General features: G+C 72.1%; 18 protein-coding genes. 8 read left to right on the forward strand and 10 right to left on the reverse strand.

Features of this window, described 5'->3' with window-relative positions; genetic code table 11:
* Positions 1 to 69 precede the first annotated feature (69 nt).
* The 4 genes from EV385_RS00650 to EV385_RS00665 form a co-directional block, all read right to left on the reverse strand.
* Positions 70 to 417, reverse strand: coding sequence for a phospholipase (locus tag EV385_RS00650; protein WP_130507665.1), 348 nt, complete (start codon positions 415 to 417; stop codon positions 70 to 72).
* Positions 414 to 1,808, reverse strand: coding sequence for a DUF4331 domain-containing protein (locus EV385_RS00655; RefSeq protein WP_130507666.1), 1,395 nt, complete (start codon positions 1,806 to 1,808; stop codon positions 414 to 416). The genes EV385_RS00650 and EV385_RS00655 overlap by 4 nt, the downstream gene beginning before the upstream one ends.
* Positions 1,809 to 1,854: 46 nt before the next feature.
* Entirely contained in the window at positions 1,855 to 2,136 is a 282-nt protein-coding gene (locus tag EV385_RS00660) for a hypothetical protein (RefSeq protein WP_130507667.1), read from the reverse strand.
* Between the two features lie 157 nt (positions 2,137 to 2,293).
* Positions 2,294 to 3,265, reverse strand: coding sequence for a lytic polysaccharide monooxygenase (locus EV385_RS00665; RefSeq protein ID WP_130507668.1), 972 nt, complete (start codon positions 3,263 to 3,265; stop codon positions 2,294 to 2,296).
* Between the two features lie 187 nt (positions 3,266 to 3,452).
* On the opposite strand from EV385_RS00665, the gene EV385_RS00670 reads away from it, so the two are divergent.
* The gene (locus EV385_RS00670; RefSeq protein ID WP_130507669.1) at positions 3,453 to 3,821 is read left to right on the forward strand and encodes an FKBP-type peptidyl-prolyl cis-trans isomerase; all 369 of its coding nucleotides are present in this window, start codon (positions 3,453 to 3,455) and stop codon (positions 3,819 to 3,821) included.
* A gap of 123 nt (positions 3,822 to 3,944) precedes the next feature.
* On the opposite strand, the gene EV385_RS00675 is transcribed toward EV385_RS00670, so the two are convergent.
* Both EV385_RS00675 and EV385_RS00680 read right to left on the reverse strand, forming a co-directional pair.
* The gene (locus EV385_RS00675; protein WP_130507670.1) at positions 3,945 to 4,838 is read right to left on the reverse strand and encodes a hypothetical protein; all 894 of its coding nucleotides are present in this window, start codon (positions 4,836 to 4,838) and stop codon (positions 3,945 to 3,947) included.
* A gap of 121 nt (positions 4,839 to 4,959) precedes the next feature.
* Entirely contained in the window at positions 4,960 to 5,166 is a 207-nt protein-coding gene (locus EV385_RS00680; RefSeq protein ID WP_130507671.1) for an RNA-binding S4 domain-containing protein, read from the reverse strand.
* Between the two features lie 78 nt (positions 5,167 to 5,244).
* Between EV385_RS00680 and EV385_RS00685 the strand changes: the two genes are divergently transcribed.
* Positions 5,245 to 6,177 (forward strand): DUF1775 domain-containing protein, encoded by a 933-nt coding sequence (locus EV385_RS00685; protein WP_165449346.1) that lies wholly within the window; start codon positions 5,245 to 5,247, stop codon positions 6,175 to 6,177.
* A 170-nt stretch (positions 6,178 to 6,347) separates the two neighbouring features.
* Here EV385_RS00685 and EV385_RS00690 read toward each other — a convergent pair whose 3' ends face one another.
* Positions 6,348 to 7,289, reverse strand: coding sequence for an exopolyphosphatase (locus tag EV385_RS00690; RefSeq protein WP_130507673.1), 942 nt, complete (start codon positions 7,287 to 7,289; stop codon positions 6,348 to 6,350).
* Positions 7,290 to 7,448: 159 nt separating this feature from the next.
* On the opposite strand from EV385_RS00690, the gene zwf reads away from it, so the two are divergent.
* Positions 7,449 to 8,942 (forward strand): glucose-6-phosphate dehydrogenase, encoded by a 1,494-nt coding sequence (zwf, locus tag EV385_RS00695; RefSeq protein ID WP_130507674.1) that lies wholly within the window; start codon positions 7,449 to 7,451, stop codon positions 8,940 to 8,942.
* Positions 8,943 to 9,049: 107 nt separating this feature from the next.
* A complete protein-coding gene (locus EV385_RS00700) occupies positions 9,050 to 9,382 on the forward strand; it encodes an STAS domain-containing protein (protein ID WP_130507675.1) in 333 nt (110 codons plus the stop codon).
* A 43-nt stretch (positions 9,383 to 9,425) separates the two neighbouring features.
* On the opposite strand, the gene EV385_RS00705 is transcribed toward EV385_RS00700, so the two are convergent.
* The 3 genes from EV385_RS00705 to EV385_RS00715 form a co-directional block, all read right to left on the reverse strand.
* Positions 9,426 to 11,396, reverse strand: a complete 1,971-nt coding sequence (locus tag EV385_RS00705) for a pre-peptidase C-terminal domain-containing protein (protein ID WP_130507676.1) — start codon at positions 11,394 to 11,396, stop codon at positions 9,426 to 9,428.
* 191 nt (positions 11,397 to 11,587) lie between these two features.
* A complete protein-coding gene (locus EV385_RS00710) occupies positions 11,588 to 13,537 on the reverse strand; it encodes a PPC domain-containing protein (RefSeq protein ID WP_130507677.1) in 1,950 nt (649 codons plus the stop codon).
* A gap of 126 nt (positions 13,538 to 13,663) precedes the next feature.
* A complete protein-coding gene (locus EV385_RS00715; protein WP_423203004.1) occupies positions 13,664 to 14,707 on the reverse strand; it encodes an ROK family protein in 1,044 nt (347 codons plus the stop codon).
* A 72-nt stretch (positions 14,708 to 14,779) separates the two neighbouring features.
* Between EV385_RS00715 and EV385_RS00720 the strand changes: the two genes are divergently transcribed.
* The 4 genes from EV385_RS00720 to EV385_RS00735 all read left to right on the forward strand — a co-directional run bounded on the left by EV385_RS00720 (position 14,780) and on the right by EV385_RS00735 (position 19,426).
* A complete protein-coding gene (locus EV385_RS00720; RefSeq protein ID WP_130507678.1) occupies positions 14,780 to 16,210 on the forward strand; it encodes a DUF2252 domain-containing protein in 1,431 nt (476 codons plus the stop codon).
* Positions 16,211 to 16,265: 55 nt separating this feature from the next.
* Positions 16,266 to 16,682 carry a TIGR03618 family F420-dependent PPOX class oxidoreductase gene (locus tag EV385_RS00725; protein WP_130507679.1) on the forward strand — a complete coding sequence of 139 codons (417 nt, stop codon included), beginning with the start codon at positions 16,266 to 16,268 and terminating at the stop codon, positions 16,680 to 16,682.
* Positions 16,683 to 16,761: 79 nt separating this feature from the next.
* A complete protein-coding gene (locus EV385_RS00730) occupies positions 16,762 to 18,144 on the forward strand; it encodes an acyltransferase family protein (protein WP_130507680.1) in 1,383 nt (460 codons plus the stop codon).
* A 421-nt stretch (positions 18,145 to 18,565) separates the two neighbouring features.
* Entirely contained in the window at positions 18,566 to 19,426 is an 861-nt protein-coding gene (locus tag EV385_RS00735; RefSeq protein ID WP_130512982.1) for a pirin family protein, read from the forward strand.
* Positions 19,427 to 19,857 lie beyond the last annotated feature (431 nt).

Consider the following 19,857-nt stretch of genomic DNA (forward strand, 5'->3'; position numbering starts at 1 on the left):
CGGCCGACACAGCAGTCCGGCCGGGCCCGCCGCGGGTCGCAGTCCGCGGGTGAGCCCGGCCGGTCGTCACTACGCGGCGGCGGCGCCCTCCTGGGGCCACTCGTACTCGGTGACCGAGCCGCCCATCACGTCCGCCTCGGCCAGCGGGGTCACCGCGTCCCGCCAGATCACGTACCGTCCGGCGCGCAGGCTGTCGATGACGACGCTGAACCGTACGCCGTCGTGCACGTACCGGGCACGGACCGCCGCGTGGGTGCGGACCTCCGGCGCGTCCACCGGGCTGACCTCGATCTCGTGCCCGTGCAGGCTGCCCGGGGTGTGGATGATCAGCGCCCCGATGTCCGCCCCGATGTTGAGCACCACGGTGCCCTGCCCGGACGGGGCCAGGGTGTGGTGGTGGTGCGCGCCGGCGCTCACTTCGGGCGGTTGAAGCCGTCGAAGGGAACCGGCAGGTACGGGAAGCGCTTGAGCAGCTTGGCGCTCACGTCCTTGATGTTCAGCCCCTGCTCCACCAGGGCAGCGGCGTCGTCCGGCTTGAACTTCTCGTCGACCAGCGGGACGGTGACGCCCGCGATGGCCCGCAGCGAAATGGACACCACGTCGTCGGCGATGCGCCGGCCGTTCGGGAAGCCGGCCAGGTCACCGCCGAGCAGACCGAACGCGTTCTCGTCCTTGGTGGGCGGGATGGCGGTGTTGAGCCGCAGCATGTCCGCCTGCACCGCGCCGGTGGTGTTCTGGAAGTCGTCGATGAGCCCGTCCGGGATGCCGGTGAGCAGAATCGCGACGAGGTCGGCGCGGGGCGTGCCGCCCTCGTTCAGCTTCTGCAGGTTGTCGAACAGTCCCGGGTACAGCACCGGCAGCAGCCCGGCCAGTTCCGGCTTCTCCACGAACTTGGCGAAGCGCTTGTCCTCGGTGGGTGGCAGGCTGTTCCACTTGTCCTTCTCGGCCATCGGCACGATGACCTCGTTGAACAGCGGGTTGCCCAGCCGCGACACCTGCACCTGCGGGCCGACCTCGACGTCCTCGCCGGCCTTGCGGCCGTCACGGATCTGCACCTGGCGGCGGCTGGCGGAGGTCCACACGCCGATGACCGCGCCCGGGTCACGCCCGCGCACCTTCTTCTTGCCGTCGCGGCGCACCATGTGCATCGGCACCTGGATGGCGATGCTGTGCACGTTCAGCTCGTCGGTGGCGTTGACCGCCTTGCCCGCGTAGTTGAACAGCTTCTTGCCCACCAGGTGCTTGTCCTGGAACGGCCGCAGCGTGCCCAGGTCGAAGATGGCGCCGAGGTCGACGAAGAACGCGTCGGCGCGCTGCCCGGCGAACACCTTCTCGCCACTCTTCAGCTTGTGCACCGCGTCGTCGGCGAGCTTGTTGTAGTCCGGAATGGACAGTGGGCCCACGTTGCACGGCGGGCAGGGCAGCTTGCGGGCCAGCACCTCGTGCTTGCCGTTCGCGTCCACCTTGGTCACCGAGAAGAACTGCCGCCGGTTCCAGTTCTCACTGTCCAGCGACTCGATCGGACCCGTGTTGTACAGGAACGTGTTGTTGTTGCGCAGCTCGGTACGGAACCGGAACTGGTACGTCAGATCGGGCCGGCCGTCGCCGTTGGAGTCGACGTGGATCTCGTACAGCACGTCGTCGCCGAACTCGAAGAAGTTCGGGCCGCTGGCCGGGAGCTGCAGCGGCACGTAGTTCGCGATGATGGTGACGGTGTCCGGGTGATCCGGGCTCACGAACGCGTACAGGTCGGAGCTGTCCGCTACCGGGTCCTTGCTGATCTCCGGCGCTTCACGGTGCGAAGACATGCGTCGTCCTTCGGGGAATGGGGGATTGAGGGGCGAGTGGCGGCGATCAGCCGCGCTTGGCGGCCTTGAGCAGCTGCGCGCAGAGCTTCTGGTCGGTGATGGTGACCCTGGAGCCGCCGGAGAAGAGGTCGAAGGTGCCCTTCTTGGCGTCGCGCAGCGAGAGCACCAGCGGCTCGCTGTCGTTCTTCGCCGAGGAGTTCTCACCGGCGAGGCTCAGCCCGGCGACACTCGCGGCGGTGGCGCCGACCCCGACCGTGGCGGCGATGGTAAGGACCTTGCGACGCGACAGGCGGGAAACCGCCCGGCTGCCGTACTGGACACGACTCATGCTCGGCCTTTCGGAAAGCTCTCGGGCGGTGGTGCCACCCGAAAGCGCGGGTCTGTGATGCGCGGACAACGTCGTTGACGCCCATCAGTACGGAACAGAACCCGGAAGTGGTTCAACGCTTTTCGCACGACGTGCAATGCGCTTGCGCGGATGCGGTTCAGCGCTTACCGCGCAGCCGCCGCAGGCCGATGGCCGCCGTGACGCCCACACCGACGATCAGCGCGGCGGTGAGCAGCCCACGTCCGAGCGCGGTCTGGTCCTCGGCAGGACCCACCAAGTAGTCCTTCTCCACGGGGGCCGCGGCCTTCGGGTCGCCCTCGTCAGGAGTGGCCACGGCCCCCGGCTCGGGAGACCGCGACGCCAGCGGCCGCGCCGAGGTGGCGGGCTTCGCCGTGGACGACGAGGCCGACGGCCGGGGCGTCGCGGCGGCGCCCGTCCCCGCACCCGCCGCCAGCACCAGATCCGAACAGGAGTAGTACGTGTCCGGGGTGCTGGTGGTCTGCCAGATCGTGAACAGCACGTGCCGCCCGGTACGGTCGGCCGGCAGCCGCCCCCTCATCTGGTACGCCCCGTCGCGCACCGGCGGGTTGTCCGCGGTGAGGATCGGCTGGCTGCCCAGGTCAGACCAGCGCAGCGGCCGCGCCGGGTCGTAGCCGGACTTGGTGAGATAGACCCGGAACAGCCCCTCGTGCGGAATCGTGGTGCGGTACCGGATCGTCAGGGAACCGCCGGCGGTCATCCTGGTGGCGGGCCAGTCCGCCCGGGCCAGATCCAGGCCCTTGAACTCGGGCAGCCCACCGCTGCACAGCTCCCCGTCGGGGATGAACTGGCGGTCCTTGCCGTCGACCCCGGGAACCCGCAGGTTGTCGAAGGTGCCGAACGCGCGCCCGTTGGCCTTGCGCGCCGCCGCGCAGGCCGCCGAGCCGGTGTCCGTGCCGCCGGCCGCGCACGCGGCGGTACGGCTCAGCGGCAGGGCCGGCGCGCCGTGGGCCAACGCCGGCACGGCGGGCAGCAGCCCCGCGGCGACGGCGATCCCACCGGCGGCGGCGACCGCGGCGATCCGGGTTCCGGTGGAGGTCACGGGCCGGCGGGCCGGGCGGTGCTGCGCTGTGGCGGTGCGGTGCGTCATGCGACTCTCCTCGGGCGCGGCGGCTCGGAGCCCGCGCGGGCCCCCAGCGGGCTCGGCGGCCACAGCAGGCCCCACGGCGAAGATACGAAGATGCGCCGTGAGTCGTTCACTACCGTGCGTCGATGCGGGAGAAGGCGGCACCGGTGTGATTGCATGTCACCGGTAACGCGGACACAAGGAGAAACACATGGACAAGCCCGACGTCGGTCCCATCGAGGGTGAGCCGCCCGCCAGCCTGCAGGTCGAGGACCTGACGGTCGGCTCGGGCCCCGAGGCCACGCCCGGTCAGGTCGTCAGCGTGCACTACGTGGGCGTGTCCTTCTCGTCGGGCAAGGAGTTCGACGCGTCGTACAACCGCGGGGAGCCGTTCGAGTTCAACCTCGGCGGCGGGCAGGTCATCGCCGGCTGGGACCAGGGTGTGGCCGGGATGCGTGTGGGGGGCCGCCGCAAGCTGACGATCCCCCCGCAGCTGGGCTACGGCGCCCGCGGCGCCGGCGGTGTCATCAAGCCGAACGAGACACTCATCTTCGTGGTGGATCTGCTCGGCGTGCGCTGAGCGCGGGACGGCAGGCCGGACGGGCCGCGGTGGGCTTGGCTCGCCGCGGCCCGTCCGTGTTCTCGGCCCGCGCCTCGTCCGGCGGGGGCCACCCGGCGGGGTCGACCGGTTCCCCGATCGGGGTCACTGGCGCGTCCGCAGGGCGGCGCAGCCCGGCTCGTCCGGCAGCAGCGGCCGGAACGAGACCCGCCACTGCTCGCCGCCGGAGACCCACGGCGTGTTCGCGTTCGCCTTCGCGGCGGCGGCCAGGACGGCCTGCGCCTCCGAACCGGTGACGGTCTGACAGCCCTGCTTCACCGCGGGCACCAGGTACTCGCCGGGCAGGGCGGGCCCGGGCCACGCCTGCGGGCCGGGCTGCTTGGGCAGGTCGTTGCCCGGCTTGACCCACGGGCTGGCCAGCACCGCCACGCGCTGCGCCACGTACGGCTGCGGCTTGGCCGTGCCCGTGGCCGTGGACAGGTCGGTCAACTCCTGGACGAACTCGGACAGCTTGGCGCGGGCGGCGTTCTGCGCCGGGGTCAGCGTCGCGTCCTGCGGCTGCCCCTCGCTGAGCGCGTACGCGTCCACGCTGTACTTCGCCCCGTCGGTGGCGACGGTGATCCGGGTGGTCGTCGCGTCGGACACGGTGGGGCGGCCCAGCTCGACGCCGGAGCGCACCCCGGAGTCCTGCGCCTTGCGGGCCAGTTCGGTGACCCGCTCGGGGGAGGTCTGCAGGACCACCAGGTTGGGCAGGGCCGGGCCGGGATAGATGGCGACCTGCGGGCCCTGGGTGATGACCCGGCCGTCGGCGTACGCGCTGACGTCGGGGATGCGGCCCGCGCGCTGGTTGCCCCCGGCGAAGCCGCCGTAGTGCTCGACCCGCAGGACGAGCGCGTCACCGGCCGGGGCGGTGGGGCTGCCGGACGCTCCGGAGGCGGCGGCATCCTCCGCCGCCGGGCCCGCCGTGGTGCGGGCGCAGGCACTGAGCAGGAACAGGGTCACGGCAGCGGCCGTCCAGGTGCCGCGGAGTCTGGTCATGCCGGGTACGACGCCGGGCGCCGCGCGACGGTTCCGCCCCCGCCGAAAACGATCTGGATCTTTCTGCGGAGCGGTGACGCTCATCACGGCCGACGGGCGGCGCGGCCGAGATCCGTACGCCTCAGGCCACCCGCGCCGCGCGGCCCAGGACCCGGACCACGTCACCGCGGCGCAGTTGGCGGCCCCGGCGGGTGTCGACCTCGCCGTTGACCGTGACGTCGCCGGAGGCGATCAGGATCTTCCCCTCGCCGCCGGTGTCGACGAGGTCCGCCAGCTTGAGAAACTGCCCCAGCCGGATCATGTCTGCGTCGATCGCCACGTCGTGCATGCGTTCATCTTGCCGGACCGGCGAAAAAGTTCCGCCCGGCGGTTGAACCATTCGGGCGCCGGATGCGAACTACCGGATGTGAGCCGACTCCTCGACACGCGCCGGGCGGGTGTCCTCGTGGCCGCCGCGACGGCGGGCGTGCTGTGCGCGGCCGGTCCCGCGGCGGCCGACGTGACGGTGAGCCCGGCCAGCGTCCCGCAGGGCAGTGGCCAGAACCTGACGTTCCACGTCACCAACCCGGGCAGCAAGCAGATCTCCACGGTCCGGCTGGTGCTGCCGCCGGACACCCCGGTCGCCGAGGTGTACCCGCTGTCGGTGGACGACTGGGCGCCGCGGATCGATCCCCGCCACCTGGACACCCCGCTGGAGTCGATCCACGGCGGCACCCCGGTCACGGAGACCGCGTCGGCGATCTCCTGGATCGCGGTCGGGGGGAAGTCCCTGGCGCCGGGCAAGTCGGCCGACCTGGCGGTGGCCCTGGGGCCGCTGCCCACGCTGAGCTCGATGCGCTTCACCGTGCAGGCCACGTACGCCGACGGGACACCGGCCCCGGCCATGGCCGCCGACCTCACGCTCACGCCGGCCGCACCGGGGCAGGCGCCCGCCGGGCACACCGGGCACGGCGGCACCGCGGCGAATCCGACGCAAGCCGACGACGCCGCGTTCGCCAAGGTGGTCAGCCAGGCGGACCAGGGGCCGGGCTTCTGGACGATCGCGGGCTGGGTGGTCGCGGTGCTGGCCGGGGCGGGCGCGGTGTGGGCGCTGCGGCGCTCCCGGCGACGCGACGGTGGAGCGGGCCGGGATGGCGCTGCGCGCGGCACCCGGGACGCCGACGCCACCGCCGGAACCCCGGAGGGCGCGGCCGCCGACAGTGCGGCAAAGGACGGCAAGACGAAGGACGGAACGACGAAGGACGGCGCGGCGAACGGCGCGGACTCGGCGAACGAGCCGGTCGGTGCCGGGGCCAGCCGGGCGCGGATCACCGGCTGGAGCTACCGCGACGGCCCGTGACCAGACTCCCCGCGCAGGTGGGCGCGGGTTGTCGTGATGATGCGCGTGGGGCGCGGAACACGACGAGCGGGTGGGGCCTCAGGGCACGGCCCACGACTCGCGGCGCGCGGGGCGGGAAGGATCACCTTCCCGCCCCGCCGGGCTTTCGCGGGCCGCCGCCCGCCGGGCTCTCAGACGCTGACGGTACGGGGCGTACGCAGCGCCTGAATGATCTCGCGCTGCACCCGCGCGGCATCGGCGTGCGGGACCTGGCAGGTGCCCGCGGCCTGGTGGCCGCCGCCGCCGTACTTGAGCATCACGGCGCCGACGTCGACCGGTGAGGTGCGGTCGAGGATCGACTTGCCGCAGGCGAACACCGTGTTCTGCTGCTTGAAGCCCCAGATGATGTGTACCGACACCCGCGCCTCGGGGAACAGCGCGTAGACCATGAAGCGGTTGCCGGCGAAGATGGTCTCCTCGTTGCGCAGGTCCACGACGACGACGTCGCCATCCATCTTGCAGACCCGCTTGAGCTGCTCGACGAACATCGCCGAGGAGTCGCGGTACATGTCGACGCGCTCGGCCACGTCGGGCATCTTGAGGATCTCGGAGATGTCCATCTGGATGCAGGCGTCGATGAGCGTGGCCATCAGGTCGAAGTTGGCGACCCGGAACTCGCGGAAGCGGCCCAGCCCGGTACGGCTGTCCATGATGAAGTTCAGCAGTGTCCAGCCGTCGGGGTTGAGGATGTCGTCGATGTCGTACTGGGCCGAGTCGGCCTGGTCGACGGCCTTCATGAGGTCCTGGGGCACCTCCGGGAAGCGCTCGGCGCCCCCGTAGTACTCGAAGACCACCCGCGCGGCGGACGGGGCGTCGGGGTCGATGATGTGGTTCGGCCGCTCCCCCGTGTTACGCAGCGTCTCGGAGTGGTGGTGGTCGAAGACCAGATGCGCTCCGGGCGCGTACGGAAGGTTCGTCAGGATGTCACGGTCGGTGATCTCGACGGTGCCGTCCTGGACGTCCTTGGGATGCACGAACTTGATGTCTTCGATGTCGATGACGTCCATGAACTTGAGCAGCACGGCGCAGACCAGGCCGTCGAAGTCACTACGGGTCACGAGCCGGTACTTCACGCGAGTTCCCTCCCTGTCGCCATGCCGGTCCACCCCAGTTTGCCACTTTTGCGGGAATTCACCCATCGCATCGACCTACCGACCTGAACCAGGGAGGGCTCGCGCTGCGTAAGGTTCTGACAGACGCCCAGAGACGTGGCCCGGAGGAAGAACGAGACGATGGACATCGCCCCTCAGCTAACGCAGGATCGCAACGCCCCGCCCGCCACTCTGGTGATCTTCGGCGCGTCGGGCGACCTGACCCGGCGCAAGCTGATCCCCGCCGTCGAGAGCCTGGCCCGGCACGGCCGCCTGCCGGCCGAGTTCGCGTTGGTCGGCGTCGCCCGCACCGGCATGACGGACGAACAGTTCATCGAGCGCGCCCTGGGCGAGCGAGGTCTGCGGAACATGCCTGGCCTTTCAGGTGCAATCAGGTACGTATCGGGCGGCTATGACGACCCGGCGACGTACAAACGGCTCGGCGAGGTGCTCGACGAACTGGACGCCCAGCGCGGCACGGCGGGCAACCGGCTCTACTACCTCTCGACCCCCGCCGAGGCGTTCGAACCGGTGATCAACGGCCTGGCCGGGGCCGGGCTCAACCACGCCCGCCCCGGCTCCTTCGCCCGCCTGGTGATCGAGAAGCCGTACGGGCGGAACCTGGCCACCGCCGGCGAGCTCGACCGGATCGTGCACGCCGCGTTCGAGGAGCCCCAGGTCTTCCGGATCGACCACTACCTGGGCAAGGACACCGTCCAGAACGTGCTGGCGCTGCGCTTCGCCAACGCGATCTTCCAGCCGATCTGGAACCGCACCTGGGTCGACCACGTGCAGATCACCGTGGCCGAGACCCTCGGCGTGGGCACCCGGGGCGGCTTCTACGAGCACGCGGGCGCCATGCGCGACATCGTGCAGAACCACGTGCTGCAGGTGCTGGCGCTCGCGCTGATGGAGCCGCCCGCCTCGTTCGAGGCCGAGGGGCTGCGCAACGAGAAGGTCAAGCTGCTGCAGGCGATCCGGCTGCCCACCGACCGCGACATCGCCGACACCGCGGTGCGCGGCCAGTACACCCGCGGTGGCACCCGCGAGGAGCTGATGGCCGGCTACCGCGACGAGCCCGGCGTGGACCCCCTGTCGCGCACCGAGACGTACGCGGCCATGCGCCTGGACGTGGACAACTGGCGCTGGGCCGGGGTGCCGTTCTACGTGCGTACCGGCAAGCGGCTGCCCGCCCGGGTCACCGAGGTGGCTCTGGAGTTCCAGCGCCCGCCGCACCTGCCGATCCCGCAGGACCAGCTCACCGGGCTGGAGGCCGACGCGCTCATCCTGCGGATCCAGCCCAACGAGGGCATCTCGCTGCGCTTCGGCGCCAAGGTGCCCGGCCACTCGTTCCGGGTGCGCACCGCCAGCATGGACTTCTCGTACGACGCCACGTTCCGCGAGGAGTCGCCCGAGGCGTACGAGCGGCTGCTGCTGGACGCGCTGCTCGGCGACCCGACGCTGTTCATCCGCACCGACGAGGTCGAGCAGTGCTGGCGGATCGTCGACCCGATCATCGAGCAATGGGCGAACGATCCGTCGCCGATCCCCACGTACGAGGCCGCGTCGTGGGGCCCGACCGACGCCGACCGGCTGATCGGGCGCAGCGGTCGCCGGTGGCGCAACGCGGTCTGACGCCGCGGATTCGGCCGTCGGGGCGATACCGCCTAGGGTGGAGGGATCCACCCTAGGCGGCCCCGACCGGCCGTGCCCGTCGCTCGACACCGAAAGCGACCACCGGAATGCAGGTCTCCGTCGCGCACCATCCGCCCAACACGGCTGTCCTCGTGCTGCGCGGCTCCCTCGACATCGACACGGCGCCGTCGCTGAAAGCCAACCTGACCCGGCTCGTCGAGCGACCCCGGCCCCGGGTCGTCGTCGACCTGGGTGGCCTGGACTTCTGCGACTCCATGGGCGTCGGGGTGCTCGTCACCGCCCACCGGAGCGCGGTGGAGCGCGGCGGCTGGGTCCGGCTGGCCGCGCCGTCGAGGTTCCTGTGCCGGCTGCTCGACACGCTCGGGCTCACCGAGCACCTGTCGCTGCATCCGGACGTCGCTACCGCGCTCAAGGACTGACGTACGGCCGGGGCGGGCAGACCCGCCCCGGCCGCCGGTCAGCTCAGCTGGTCACACCGAAATCGATCCGGCCCAGGGTGTCCTCGATCCCGACGAAACCCTCGACCGGGCTGAACCGGTCGTCGCCGAAGTCGACGTCCCGGTCGTCGGCCGTACCGCCGACGCCGTCCGGACCCACCCCGAACAGCACGCCGAAGTTGGCCCCGCCCGCGTCCTGCAGGTTGGCGTGCTCGTCGGAGTTGTCCGTGTGCCAGTTGCCGAAGAAGTGCCCGGCCTCGTGGGCGATCACGTTGCCCAGGGCCCGCCCCACGAAGGCGATCCGGTTGCTGGCCGGCCTCAGGTACGTGTTCAGCGACGCGTCGTCACCGGCCGGATCGCTGAGCACGTCCAGCAGCACCAGGGCCGTCTCCTCGGTCTCGAAGTTGCCCGGGTCGATGCTCTGCGCGATGCCGATCGTCGGCACGCCGGACTCGGCGATCGTGCCGCCCACCACGACGCGGCTGACGTTGCGCCCGCCCCACGGGTCGGCGCCGCTCCTGCTGGTGACCAGCTTGAGCTTGAACCGCTTGTTCAGGCCTCGGGCGGTCAGATCCTTCCTGAGGTTCTCCACCACCGTGGCGGTGACGACGTCGATGAGCCTGCCCTCGTCGGCGCGGGTGAGTCCCCACTTGGCGAGGAACGCCGCCAGCGGGCTGAGATCCACGTTGCCCGTACCGCCGAACACACCGGTGTTCACCCGCTCACCGTTGAAGTCCAGGAACAGCGTCTGGATGGGCCGCACCCGTTCCAGGACGGCCCGGTACCCCTCCACCGTGACGGCGTACGAACCCGAGCCGCCGGTCACCCCGACGTAGTGCCAGCCCGCCTTCGTGGCGACGTAGTCGGTGACCTGGTTGCCGCCGCCGGGCAGCGGCGAGGCCATCGGGTAGATGAAGGAGGCGTTCTGCTGCGAGCCGTGCACTTCTCGCGGCGTGGTGTCGAAGACGGTCAGGTACGTGTTCGCGCCCTTGGCGGAGGCGCCCAGCACGTCACCGGCCCGGAGCTTGACCGCGAAGAAGTCCGAGTCGTCGTCGCCCGAGGTGATGGCCACCGTGTACGGGCCCTCGCTGGCTTCATCGTCGCCGTCACGGCCGGGGTCGCCGTCGCCGCTGGCCGGGTCGAACGGGTCGGCCGGCAAACCCCGGTATGCCGCCACCATCGCGTAGAAGGTGCCGCTCGCGGGCACCTTGTACGCGAGGCGGCTGTCCAGGCTGCCGCCGAAGTCGTCGTTGGCGGCCAGCACCTGACCGGCGGGGTCGAACAGCACCACGACCGTGTCCAGGTCACCCGTCGGGGTGTCGGTGGCGATCGTGACCACTTTGCCGGGCGTCGAGGTGAGCTTGTAGAAGTCGAAGTCGTTGGTGCCCGTACCCGCGGAGCCGTGCGGGCCGTCGCCGATCCGGGCGCTGGTCTCGATGCCCTTGCGGCCCGCCGCGCCGATGCCGGTGTTGCCCGCCAGCGGGATGGCGCCGTCGTCCTCCGCGTTGGGGTCCACGGTGTCCGGGACGACCAGCTCGGGGTTCAGGCTACCCAGGATGCGGATCCGCGGCTTCTTCGTCGGGGCGGTGCCGAACCTGGTGATCCGCTGCGCGGTCGCCGGGGACTCGTTGGCACCGCGGGTGCCGTCCGGCTCGTCCTCGTCGACGACCAGGGTGCTGCCGGACGGGCGTACCGCGCCCGGAGCCTTCAGCCGGGCGACCGCCTGCGCCGGGGAGCGGCGCTGCAGGTAGTGGTTCCATCCGCTGTAGTCGACCCGGGCCGCGTCCGGCACCATCGCCAGGTACGGGTTGGGTCCGCTCGGCTTCGCACCGAGAGCGGCCTTGGGCGCCACCGAGATTCCGGCGGCCAGCGAGGCACGGTCGGCCGGACTCAGCCCGGGATCGGGCGGTGCGGCACCGATGGGCGACGCGGCGCCGGGGATGATGATGGATAGTCCGAGCAGGATAGCCCCGACGGTGGCGATGCTTCGTCGCATCAGGAGTCCCCCTTTGAGCGTCCGGGGCCCCCGCCCCGGACAGCGCTCCTGACGCTACTGAAGCAAACGATCAAGCTCCACGATGTCGGTGACGCGTAAGGCGTACTGCCGGGGGCGAAACCGCCTGGCAGCGAAGCGGGTGGCCGGGGACGACGGGCGTCCCCGGCCACCGCCGGATCAGAGCGTACGGATCAGCTGGTCACGCCGAACACGATCCGGCCGAGCGTGTCCTCGGTGCCGACGAAGCCCTCCGCCGGGCTGAACCGGTCTTCGCCGAAGTCGACGTCGGGGTCGTCGGCGGTGCCGCCCACCCCGTCCGGGCCCACCCCGAACAGCACGTCGAAGTTCGCGCCGCCGGAGTCCTGCAGGTTGGCGTGCTCGTCGGAGTTGTCCGTGTGCCAGTTGCCGAAGAAGTGCCCGCCCTCGTGGGCGATCACGTTGCCCAGCGCCTGCGCGACGAAGGCCACCCGGTCACTGCCCGACGTCAGGTACGTGTTCAGCGACGCCGGGTCACCCGCCGGGTTGCTGAGCACGTCCAGCAGCACCAGCGCGGTCTCCTCGGTCTCGAAGTTGCCCGGGTCGATGCTCTGCGCGATGCCGATCGTCGGCACGCCCGACTCCGCGATCGTGCCGCCCACGACGATGCGGCTCACGTTCGCCTTGCCCCACGGGTCCGGGTCGTCCTTGCTGTTGAGCACCTTGAGCTTGAACCGGTTGTTCAGGCCGCTGGCGACCAGGTCCTGCTTGATGTTCTCGGTGACGCTGGCGGTGACGGCGTCGATGAGTCGGTCCTCGTCGGCGCGCGGGATGCCCCACTTGCCGAGGAACGCCGAGAACGGGGTGAGGTCCACATTGCCCGCGCCGCCGAACACGCCGGTGTTCACCCGCGCGCCGTCGAAGTCGAGGTACAGCGTCTGGGTCGGCCTGGCGCCCTGCAGTGCGGGACGGTAGCCCTCGACCGTGATGTCGTAGCCGCCGGCGCCGCCGGAGACACCGACGTAGTGCCAGCCCGCCTTGGTGGCGACGTAGTCGGTGACCTGCCTGGCGCCGCCGGGCAGCGGCGAGGCCATCGGGTAGATGAACGACGCGTCCTGCTGCGAGCCGTGCACCTCGCGCGGCGTGGTGTCGTACACCGTGAGGTAGTTGTTCGCGCCCTTGGCGGCGGCGCCCAGGACGTCACCGGCCTTGAGCTTGACCGCGAAGAAGTCCGCGTCGTCCGCCGCCGAGGTGATGGTGACGCTGTACGGACCCTCGCTGGCCCCGCCGTCACCGCTGGCCGGGTCGAACGGGTCGGCCGGCAGCCCGCTGTACGCCGCGACCAGCGCGTAGAACGTGCCCTGCGCCGGCACCTTGTAGCTGAGCTGGCTGTCCAGGCTGCCGCCGAAGTCGTCGTTGGCGGCCAGCACGTTGCCGGCCGGGTCGTAGAGCACGACGACCGTGTCCAGCGCGCCCTCCGGGGTCGCGGTCTTGACCGTGATCACCTTGCCGGCCGGGGCGGTCAGCTTGTAGAAGTCGAAGTCGTTGGTGCCCGTACCCGCGGAGCCGTGCGGGCCGTCGCCGATCTGCGCGTCGGTCACGATCCCGTCGCTTCCGGCGCCGACGCCGGTGTCGCCCGCCAGCGGGATCGCGCCGTCGTCCTCGGGGTTGGGCGCGATCGTGGTCGGGCTGACGAACTCGGGATCGAGGCTGCCGAGAATGCGCAGCCGCGAGTCCTGCCCGGAGCCGGTGCCGAAGTTGCGGATCAGCTGCGCCGACGCCGGGTCGTCATTGGAGCCGCGGTTGCCGTCCGGTTCGTCCTCGTCGACGACCACGGCGGAGGCGGCCGGGCGCGCCGCGGCAGGCGCCTTGGCCAGCGCCTTCAATCGGGCAGCGGCCCGCGCGGACGCTTGGCGCTGCAGGTAGTTGGTCCAGCCGCTGTAGTCGGCTTTGGCCGCGTCCGGCAGCATTGCCAGATACGGATTCGGGCTGGCCGGCTTGGTGCCGAGGGCGGCCTTGGGCGCCACCGGCAAACCGGCGGCCAGCGAGGCGCGGTCGGCGGCACTCAGCCCGGGATCGGAGGGAGCCGCGGCGCTCGGCGCGGCCGGGGCGAACCCGGCGAACGCGAGCACGACGGCTCCGACGGTTGCGATGCTTCGACGCATCAGGTGTCCCCCTTCGAACGTCCGGGGCCGATGCCCCGCACGGGCACGGCCGACGCTACTGAAGAGGGCGTGCGAGATCCATAGATGTCGATGAGGCTTCACACCTGCTACGACGAGCGCACCGGGCTACGCGGACTGCACCGACTCCAACGCCGCCACGGCGGCCCCCCGCGCACCGGCCATGTCGAGGTCCGGGACGAGCGCGAACGTCGCCGCGGCCGCCTGCTCCCGGCGCAGTTGGGTGTGCTCGCGCACGGTGTCGAGGAACCAGGCGCGGAACGCCGGCGCGGCCTCCACCACCCCGCCGCCCAGGAAGTACGCCGACGGGTCGGTGAAATTCGCCGCGATCGTGAACAGCTTGCCAATCGCCCGCGCCTGCTGGCCGAAGACCGCCAGGGCAAGGGGGTCGTCCTGCTCGCCGTAGCCGCGCAGCAGCTTGGCGGCCCGCGCGATCGGCTCGGCGGCCAGCGGGTGGTCCGGGAACCGGGTCAGCCAGTACGGCAGCAGGTTGTTGGTGATGCCGGTCAGCGACGCGATGCTCTCCACGTCACCGGCGAAGCCGCAGTTGCACTGCGGGAGAGGCTGGCCGTCCTCCAGGACGCCGTGCATCGGGATCTGGACGTGCCCCAGCTCCCCCGCCATGCCCGCCGCGCCACGGATCACCCGGCCGCCCTCCACGACCCCGCCGCCCAGGCCGGTGCCGACGATCGCCGCGACCGACGAGTGCTGCGCCGCCACGGGGCCGAAGTGCCGGTGGTGGGCGTACAGGGCGGCCGCGTTCGCGTCGTTGTTGTAGATCACCGGCAGGCCGATGCGCTTCTCCAGCGCGCCGCGGATGTCGAAGCCGCGCCAGGCCTCCTGGGAGAAGTTCGTCGAGCCCTTCGACGAGATCACCCCGCCGGCGCTGGCCGGGCCCGGCGTGTCCAGGCCCACCGCACGGACCAGGGTCAGCGGGGTGCTGGTGAGGTCGAGGACCGCGTTGAACGCCTCGGCCAGCGCCTCGACCGCCAGCTCGGGGCCCTCCTGCACCCGGCTCGGACTCTCCGTCATGTGTTCGACGAGGAACTGGCCCGTCGCGTCGAGCACCGTCGCGTTGTTGCAGGTGCCGCCGTTGTCCAGGCCCACCACGACCCACGACGCGGGGGTGCGCACCGACTCGTTGAGATCCACGCGCTGAGCGTACGTCGGTGCCGCGGCGGGCGGTAACCGGTGCCCGGTGTTCGCGGCCGTAAGCTCAGGCGGATGCATGTTGACGCGGTACCCGACTCCGGCACCGGCCACGTCGTGCTGGGCACCCGCCGGGAGCAGGGCTTCGCCTCGCTGCGGCTGGACGCCCGCCCCCGGGCCGAGCGCTACGGCCTGGGCCGGTCCCTGCGCGAGCGCTCGCCGCGCGGCGGGCTCGGCCACTGGGCGCCCGGACCCGGCCGGATCGATCCGGTGCACCAGCTCATGGCGGCGCACACCGGGCGGGTGCCCGAGCTGATCCCGATCCGGGTGGGCCGGATGATCGCCTCCCCGTACGCGTTCCTGCGCGGCTCGGCGAACATCATGGCCGACGACTTCGCCACCCTGCCGTACACCGGCATCACGCCGGTTATCTGCGGCGACGCCCACCTGGGCAACTTCGGTTTCTACGCCTCCCCCGAGCGGGAGCTGGTCTTCGACCTCAATGACTTCGACGAGGCGCATCCCGGCGCCTGGGAGTGGGACCTGCGCCGGCTGGCCACCAGCGTGCAGATCGCCGGCCGCCAGAACGGCTTCGCGGACACCGCGTGCGGCGACGCCGTGCTGCACTGCATCGAGCAGTACCGGGAGCAGATCGGCCACCTGGCGGAGCAGCCGCTGCTGGCCCGCTCGTTCGACCGGCTGGACGTCGACCGGCTGCGGGCCGTGGCCAGCAAGCCCAGCTTCCGGGACGAGATCGAACGGGCGGCCCGGCGGGCCCGGCGGCGCACCAGCGACCGGGCGCTGCCGCGCTTCACCGAGCAACGCGACGGCACCCGGCGCATCGTCGAGGAGCCACCGCTGATCACCCGGCCCAGCGCGGCGGACCAGGACCGGCTGGCCGCGGCGCTGGACGGCTACCTGAACACGCTGCCGCCGCACTGGGCGCGGATCCTGGGCGGGTACCGGATCGTCGACATCGCGCACAAGGTCGTCGGGGTCGGTTCGGTGGGGCTGCGCGCGTACGTCGCCCTGTGCGAGGGCAGCAGCCCCGACGATGTGATCTTCCTGCAGCTCAAGCAGGCCCGGCGTTCCGTGGTGGCCCGTCACCAGCACGGCGACGCCGCCTGGCACCGGCATCAGGGGCAGCGGGTGGTGGAGTACCAGCAGGCCCTGCAGACGGTCAGCGACCCGCTGCTGGGCTGGGCCACGATCGGCGAGCAGCAGTACTACGTGCGGCAGTTCCGGGACATGAAGGGGGCGATCACGGTCGAGGGCATCGACGCCCCCGCGCTGGCCGACTACGCCGGGGTGTGCGGCTACCTGCTGGCCCGTAGCCACGCGCGGACCAGTGGCGCGTCCATGATCGCGGGGTACATCGGCGGCAGCGACAAGATGGATCAGATGCTGTGCCGGTTCGCCAGCGCCTACGCCGACCAGGTCGAGAGCGACCACGCCCGGCTGGTCGCCGCGGTCCGCCGCGGCATCCTCCCGGCCGAGCCCGCATGAGCGAGTGCACCGAGCGCAGCGAGTGCCGCGAGCGCATGCGGCAGGTAGGCGCCGCATGAGCGGGCGGCTGGACCTCGGCGGGGCGGCGTTGCGGGCGTTCTGGGCGGAGCGGCACCTGTGCACGCTCACCACGCTGCGGCCCGACGGCTCGCCGCACGTGGTCGCGGTCGGCGCCACCCTGGACGCCGGCGCCGGACTGGCCCGGGTGATCAGCTCGCGGACCTCCGCCAAGGTGCGCCACGTCGCGGCGGCCGGGCCGGGCGGGGCACGGGTCGCGATCTGCCAGGTCGACGGGGCGCGGTGGAGCACCCTGGAGGGCGTCGCGGTGATCCGCGCCGAACCCGCCGCCGTCGCCGAGGCGGAACACCGGTACGCGGCCCGCTACCGCCAGCCCCGGCCGAATCCGCTGCGGGTGGTGATCGAGGTACGGATCACCCGGGTGCTCGGCTCGAACCGGCTCCTCGACGCCTGAGCCGCTGGGGCACCGTACTCGGCCGCTCTGCGTACGCACACTCATCCGGGCGGGCCCGCCAGGCGGCAGGCTGCCCGACATGAACGTCACCCTCGGATCCCGTACGCCCGTTGCGGCCGCCCGCGCCGCCGACCTGGCCGCGCGTACCCCGGCGAGCCGGGACCGGTACGTCGACCTGCTCCGGGTCCTCTCCCTGGCCGCGGTGATCTTCGGGCACTGGCTGATGGCCGTACCCGTCGTGGCGGCCGACGGGTCGGTCGAGGTCGGCAACGTGCTCTCCGCCGTGCCCGCGTTGCGGCCGCTGACCTGGCTGTTGCAGGTCATGCCGGTGTTCTTCCTAGTCGGCGGGTTCGCCCACGGCACGGCCTGGGCGTCGCTGCGCCGCCGCGGCGGCCGGTACGCCGACTTCACCCGCACCCGCGCGGCCCGGCTGCTGCGGCCCACGGCCGTGTTCCTGGCGGTGTGGCTGGCGCTCGCCGCCGTGGCGGGACTGGCTGGACAGGACGCGGGTCTGGTGAAGGTGGCGCTGCGCACGGTGACCCAGCCGCTGTGGTTCCTCGGCGTCTACCTGGCGCTGGTGGCGCTGACGCCGCCGCTGTGGGCGTTGCACCGCATGCTGGGCCGGTGGGCGCCCGCACTGCCCGCCGCGCTGCTGGCCGCCACCGCCGTCGTCGACGTGCTGCGCTTCACCGGCGGCCACACCCGCCTGGCCACCCTGAACCTGCTGCTGGTCTGGGCCGGGGTGCACCAGCTGGGCTTCCTGTACGCCGACGGCACGCTGCAGCGCGGCGGCCGCCGACTGGGCGCGTGGCTGGCGGGCGGGGGCCTGCTCGCGCTGGTGGTGCTGACGAGCGTCGGGCCGTACCCGGTGTCCATGGTGGGTGTGCCCGGCGAGGCGGTGTCGAACATGTCGCCGCCCACGCTGGCGCTGGCCGCGCACGCGGTCTGGCTGACCGGTCTGGTCCTGCTGCTGCGCGGGCCCGCGACCCGCTGGCTGGCCCGGGCCCGGGTGTGGCGGGCCGTGGTGGCCGGAAACGGCCTGGCGATGACCGCGTTCCTGTGGCATCTCGGCGCCGCGTTCGCCGTCGTCGGGGTCGTCGCGGCCCGCGGCTGGGATCTCGGCGCGCCGGGCGGGGTGCTGTGGTGGCTGACGCGGCCGCTGTGGCTGGGCGCGGCCGCGCTGTTCACGGCCGTGTTGGTGAGCGTCTTCCGGCGCTTCGACGCGCCCCGGGCGTCCGTGGTGCCGGGCGGGGGGCACCCGCTGCGGTCGGCGCTGGGGATGGTCCTGTGCACCCTCGGTGTGCTGGGGGTTTCGGCGGTGGGCTTCGGCGGGCTGCTGGCGGGGCGGACCGCCACCCTGCTGGTGGTGCCGGTGACCGCTCCGGCGGCGCTGGCCCTGCTGGTGGCGGGCGCGATGCTGCTGCGCCCCGCACCGGACGCGCCGGCCACCGCGGCACGGTGAAACGCTCGCGGCCCCGAACCGGTCCGCCAGCACACCACCCAGCACGGCGTCGCGTGCCGGACGACCGCTGGTCGCCCGGTTCAGCCGCGCCCGCTTGGATGGGGCTTGGCGAACCTGACGCGGCGATGTGCCCGCCCATGGCGGGAGCGACCGCTCGGGGGTGGCGGCGCGAGACTCTTTGGTGAGTTCAGGTCCGCAGCCGACCCCAACTCATCAAGATCGAACGACACCGAAGCGCGGACGCGCGCACACGCCACCCATGGGCGCAGACCAGCGGCTCGAGGATGGTCGCGGAAGAGTTCGGGTTTGGAACGGGCCCGGACTCGGGCGTTACCGTGGCGCGGTGAGTGCTCGCGACCCCGATCCCGGCGCGGTCGAGCTGCTGGCGGGGATGCCGGTGGCGCTGGGCGGCCCGCGCGCGATGGCGGTTACCCGCACCCTGCCGAACCGGGACCGGCGGATGGTGGGCGCGTGGTGCTTCATCGACGCGTACGGGCCGGACGACCTCGACGCGGGCGCGCCGGGCATGCGGGTCGCGCCGCACCCGCACATCGGGCTGCAGACGGTCAGCTGGCTGGTGGCCGGGGAGATCCTGCACCGCGACAGCCTCGGCAACGTCCAGGAGATCCGGCCGGGGCAGCTCAACCTGATGACCGCCGGGCGGGGCATCGCCCACTCGGAGCAGACCCCGGCGCGGCACTCCGGCGTGCTGCACGGCGTACAGCTGTGGGTGGCCCTGCCGGACCGCGACCGGACGATGGCGCCGGGCTTCGCGCACCACGCCGACCTGCCCGTGGTCGCCGACGGCGGCCTGCGGGCGGTCGTGCTGATGGGCGAGCTGGCCGGGGCGGCCTCCCCGGCCGCGTGCCACACCCCGCTGGTCGGCGCGGAGCTGACGCTGGCCGCCGGGTCGGCGGCGCGGCTGCCGCTGCGGCCGGATTTCGAGTACGCGGTCCTGTCGCTCGACGGCGCCGCGACCGTGGCCGGGACCGCGCTACAGCCGGGCCCCCTGCTGTACCTGGGCACGGGCCGCTCCGAAGTCCGGCTGACCGGGGGCGACGGCTCGGCGCGGCTGGTGCTGCTGGGCGGCGAGCCGTTCGACGAGTCACTCGTGATGTGGTGGAACTTCGTCGCGCGCGACCACGAGGAGATCGTCGAGGCGCGACAGCGGTGGGTGGACGGCGGCTTCGGTGTGGTGCACGGGTACGACGGCGACCCGCTGCCCGCGCCACCGATGCCGATCACCCGGCTGCTGCCCCGCGCCCGGGCCCGCTACTCGTAACCCTGCGCACATCTACTGTGATCACGTACGGTCACATCGGGGTTCAGGATTCACGACCGTCGCCGGGCCGGGCCACGCCTCGGCAGCGGGTGTTGCATTAAATGTTGCTTAATTTCAGTACGCCCCCTGCGGGACCCGCGAACGGGTCAATGACAAGAAACGCATTCACATACCCGCACCACATCAACGGATGGTCAATTGCCACCGACCGGGTGTACGGGCTGGCCGCTCGGGTGAACCAGAGCGCACGCCCGTGCGTACAGTCCGTTGACGGGACACCTCCCGGCGTACCACCGCGCCGGGCCGACCCGCATACCACCGACGTCCACGGGGTGGGTGAAGCGCTTCCAGGGGCCCTGGCGCACGCCACAAACCCATGGTTAACCTTCCGTCTCGACCGCGTGGGAAGGTGGTATCGGGCGCGCGGACAG

It is taken from the genome of Krasilnikovia cinnamomea, assembly GCF_004217545.1.
Lineage (GTDB): Bacteria > Actinomycetota > Actinomycetes > Mycobacteriales > Micromonosporaceae > Actinoplanes > Actinoplanes cinnamomeus.

What these genes read in the sequence shown, in the direction of transcription:
- EV385_RS00720 (WP_130507678.1), top strand. Translation starts at nt 14,780, where the DNA reads ATGCATGTTGACGCGGTACCCGACTCCGGCACCGGCCACGTCGTGCTG.
- EV385_RS00730 (WP_130507680.1), top strand. Translation starts at nt 16,762, where the DNA reads ATGAACGTCACCCTCGGATCCCGTACGCCCGTTGCGGCCGCCCGCGCC.
- EV385_RS00705 (WP_130507676.1), bottom strand. Translation starts at nt 11,396, where the DNA reads ATGCGACGAAGCATCGCCACCGTCGGGGCTATCCTGCTCGGACTATCC.
- EV385_RS00660 (WP_130507667.1), bottom strand. Translation starts at nt 2,136, where the DNA reads ATGAGTCGTGTCCAGTACGGCAGCCGGGCGGTTTCCCGCCTGTCGCGT.
- EV385_RS00725 (WP_130507679.1), top strand. Translation starts at nt 16,266, where the DNA reads ATGAGCGGGCGGCTGGACCTCGGCGGGGCGGCGTTGCGGGCGTTCTGG.
- EV385_RS00710 (WP_130507677.1), bottom strand. Translation starts at nt 13,537, where the DNA reads ATGCGTCGAAGCATCGCAACCGTCGGAGCCGTCGTGCTCGCGTTCGCC.
- EV385_RS00700 (WP_130507675.1), top strand. Translation starts at nt 9,050, where the DNA reads ATGCAGGTCTCCGTCGCGCACCATCCGCCCAACACGGCTGTCCTCGTG.
- EV385_RS00680 (WP_130507671.1), bottom strand. Translation starts at nt 5,166, where the DNA reads ATGCACGACGTGGCGATCGACGCAGACATGATCCGGCTGGGGCAGTTT.
- zwf (WP_130507674.1), top strand. Translation starts at nt 7,449, where the DNA reads ATGGACATCGCCCCTCAGCTAACGCAGGATCGCAACGCCCCGCCCGCC.
- EV385_RS00665 (WP_130507668.1), bottom strand. Translation starts at nt 3,265, where the DNA reads ATGACGCACCGCACCGCCACAGCGCAGCACCGCCCGGCCCGCCGGCCC.
- EV385_RS00655 (WP_130507666.1), bottom strand. Translation starts at nt 1,808, where the DNA reads ATGTCTTCGCACCGTGAAGCGCCGGAGATCAGCAAGGACCCGGTAGCG.
- EV385_RS00675 (WP_130507670.1), bottom strand. Translation starts at nt 4,838, where the DNA reads ATGACCAGACTCCGCGGCACCTGGACGGCCGCTGCCGTGACCCTGTTC.
- EV385_RS00670 (WP_130507669.1), top strand. Translation starts at nt 3,453, where the DNA reads ATGGACAAGCCCGACGTCGGTCCCATCGAGGGTGAGCCGCCCGCCAGC.
- EV385_RS00735 (WP_130512982.1), top strand. Translation starts at nt 18,566, where the DNA reads ATGGCGGTTACCCGCACCCTGCCGAACCGGGACCGGCGGATGGTGGGC.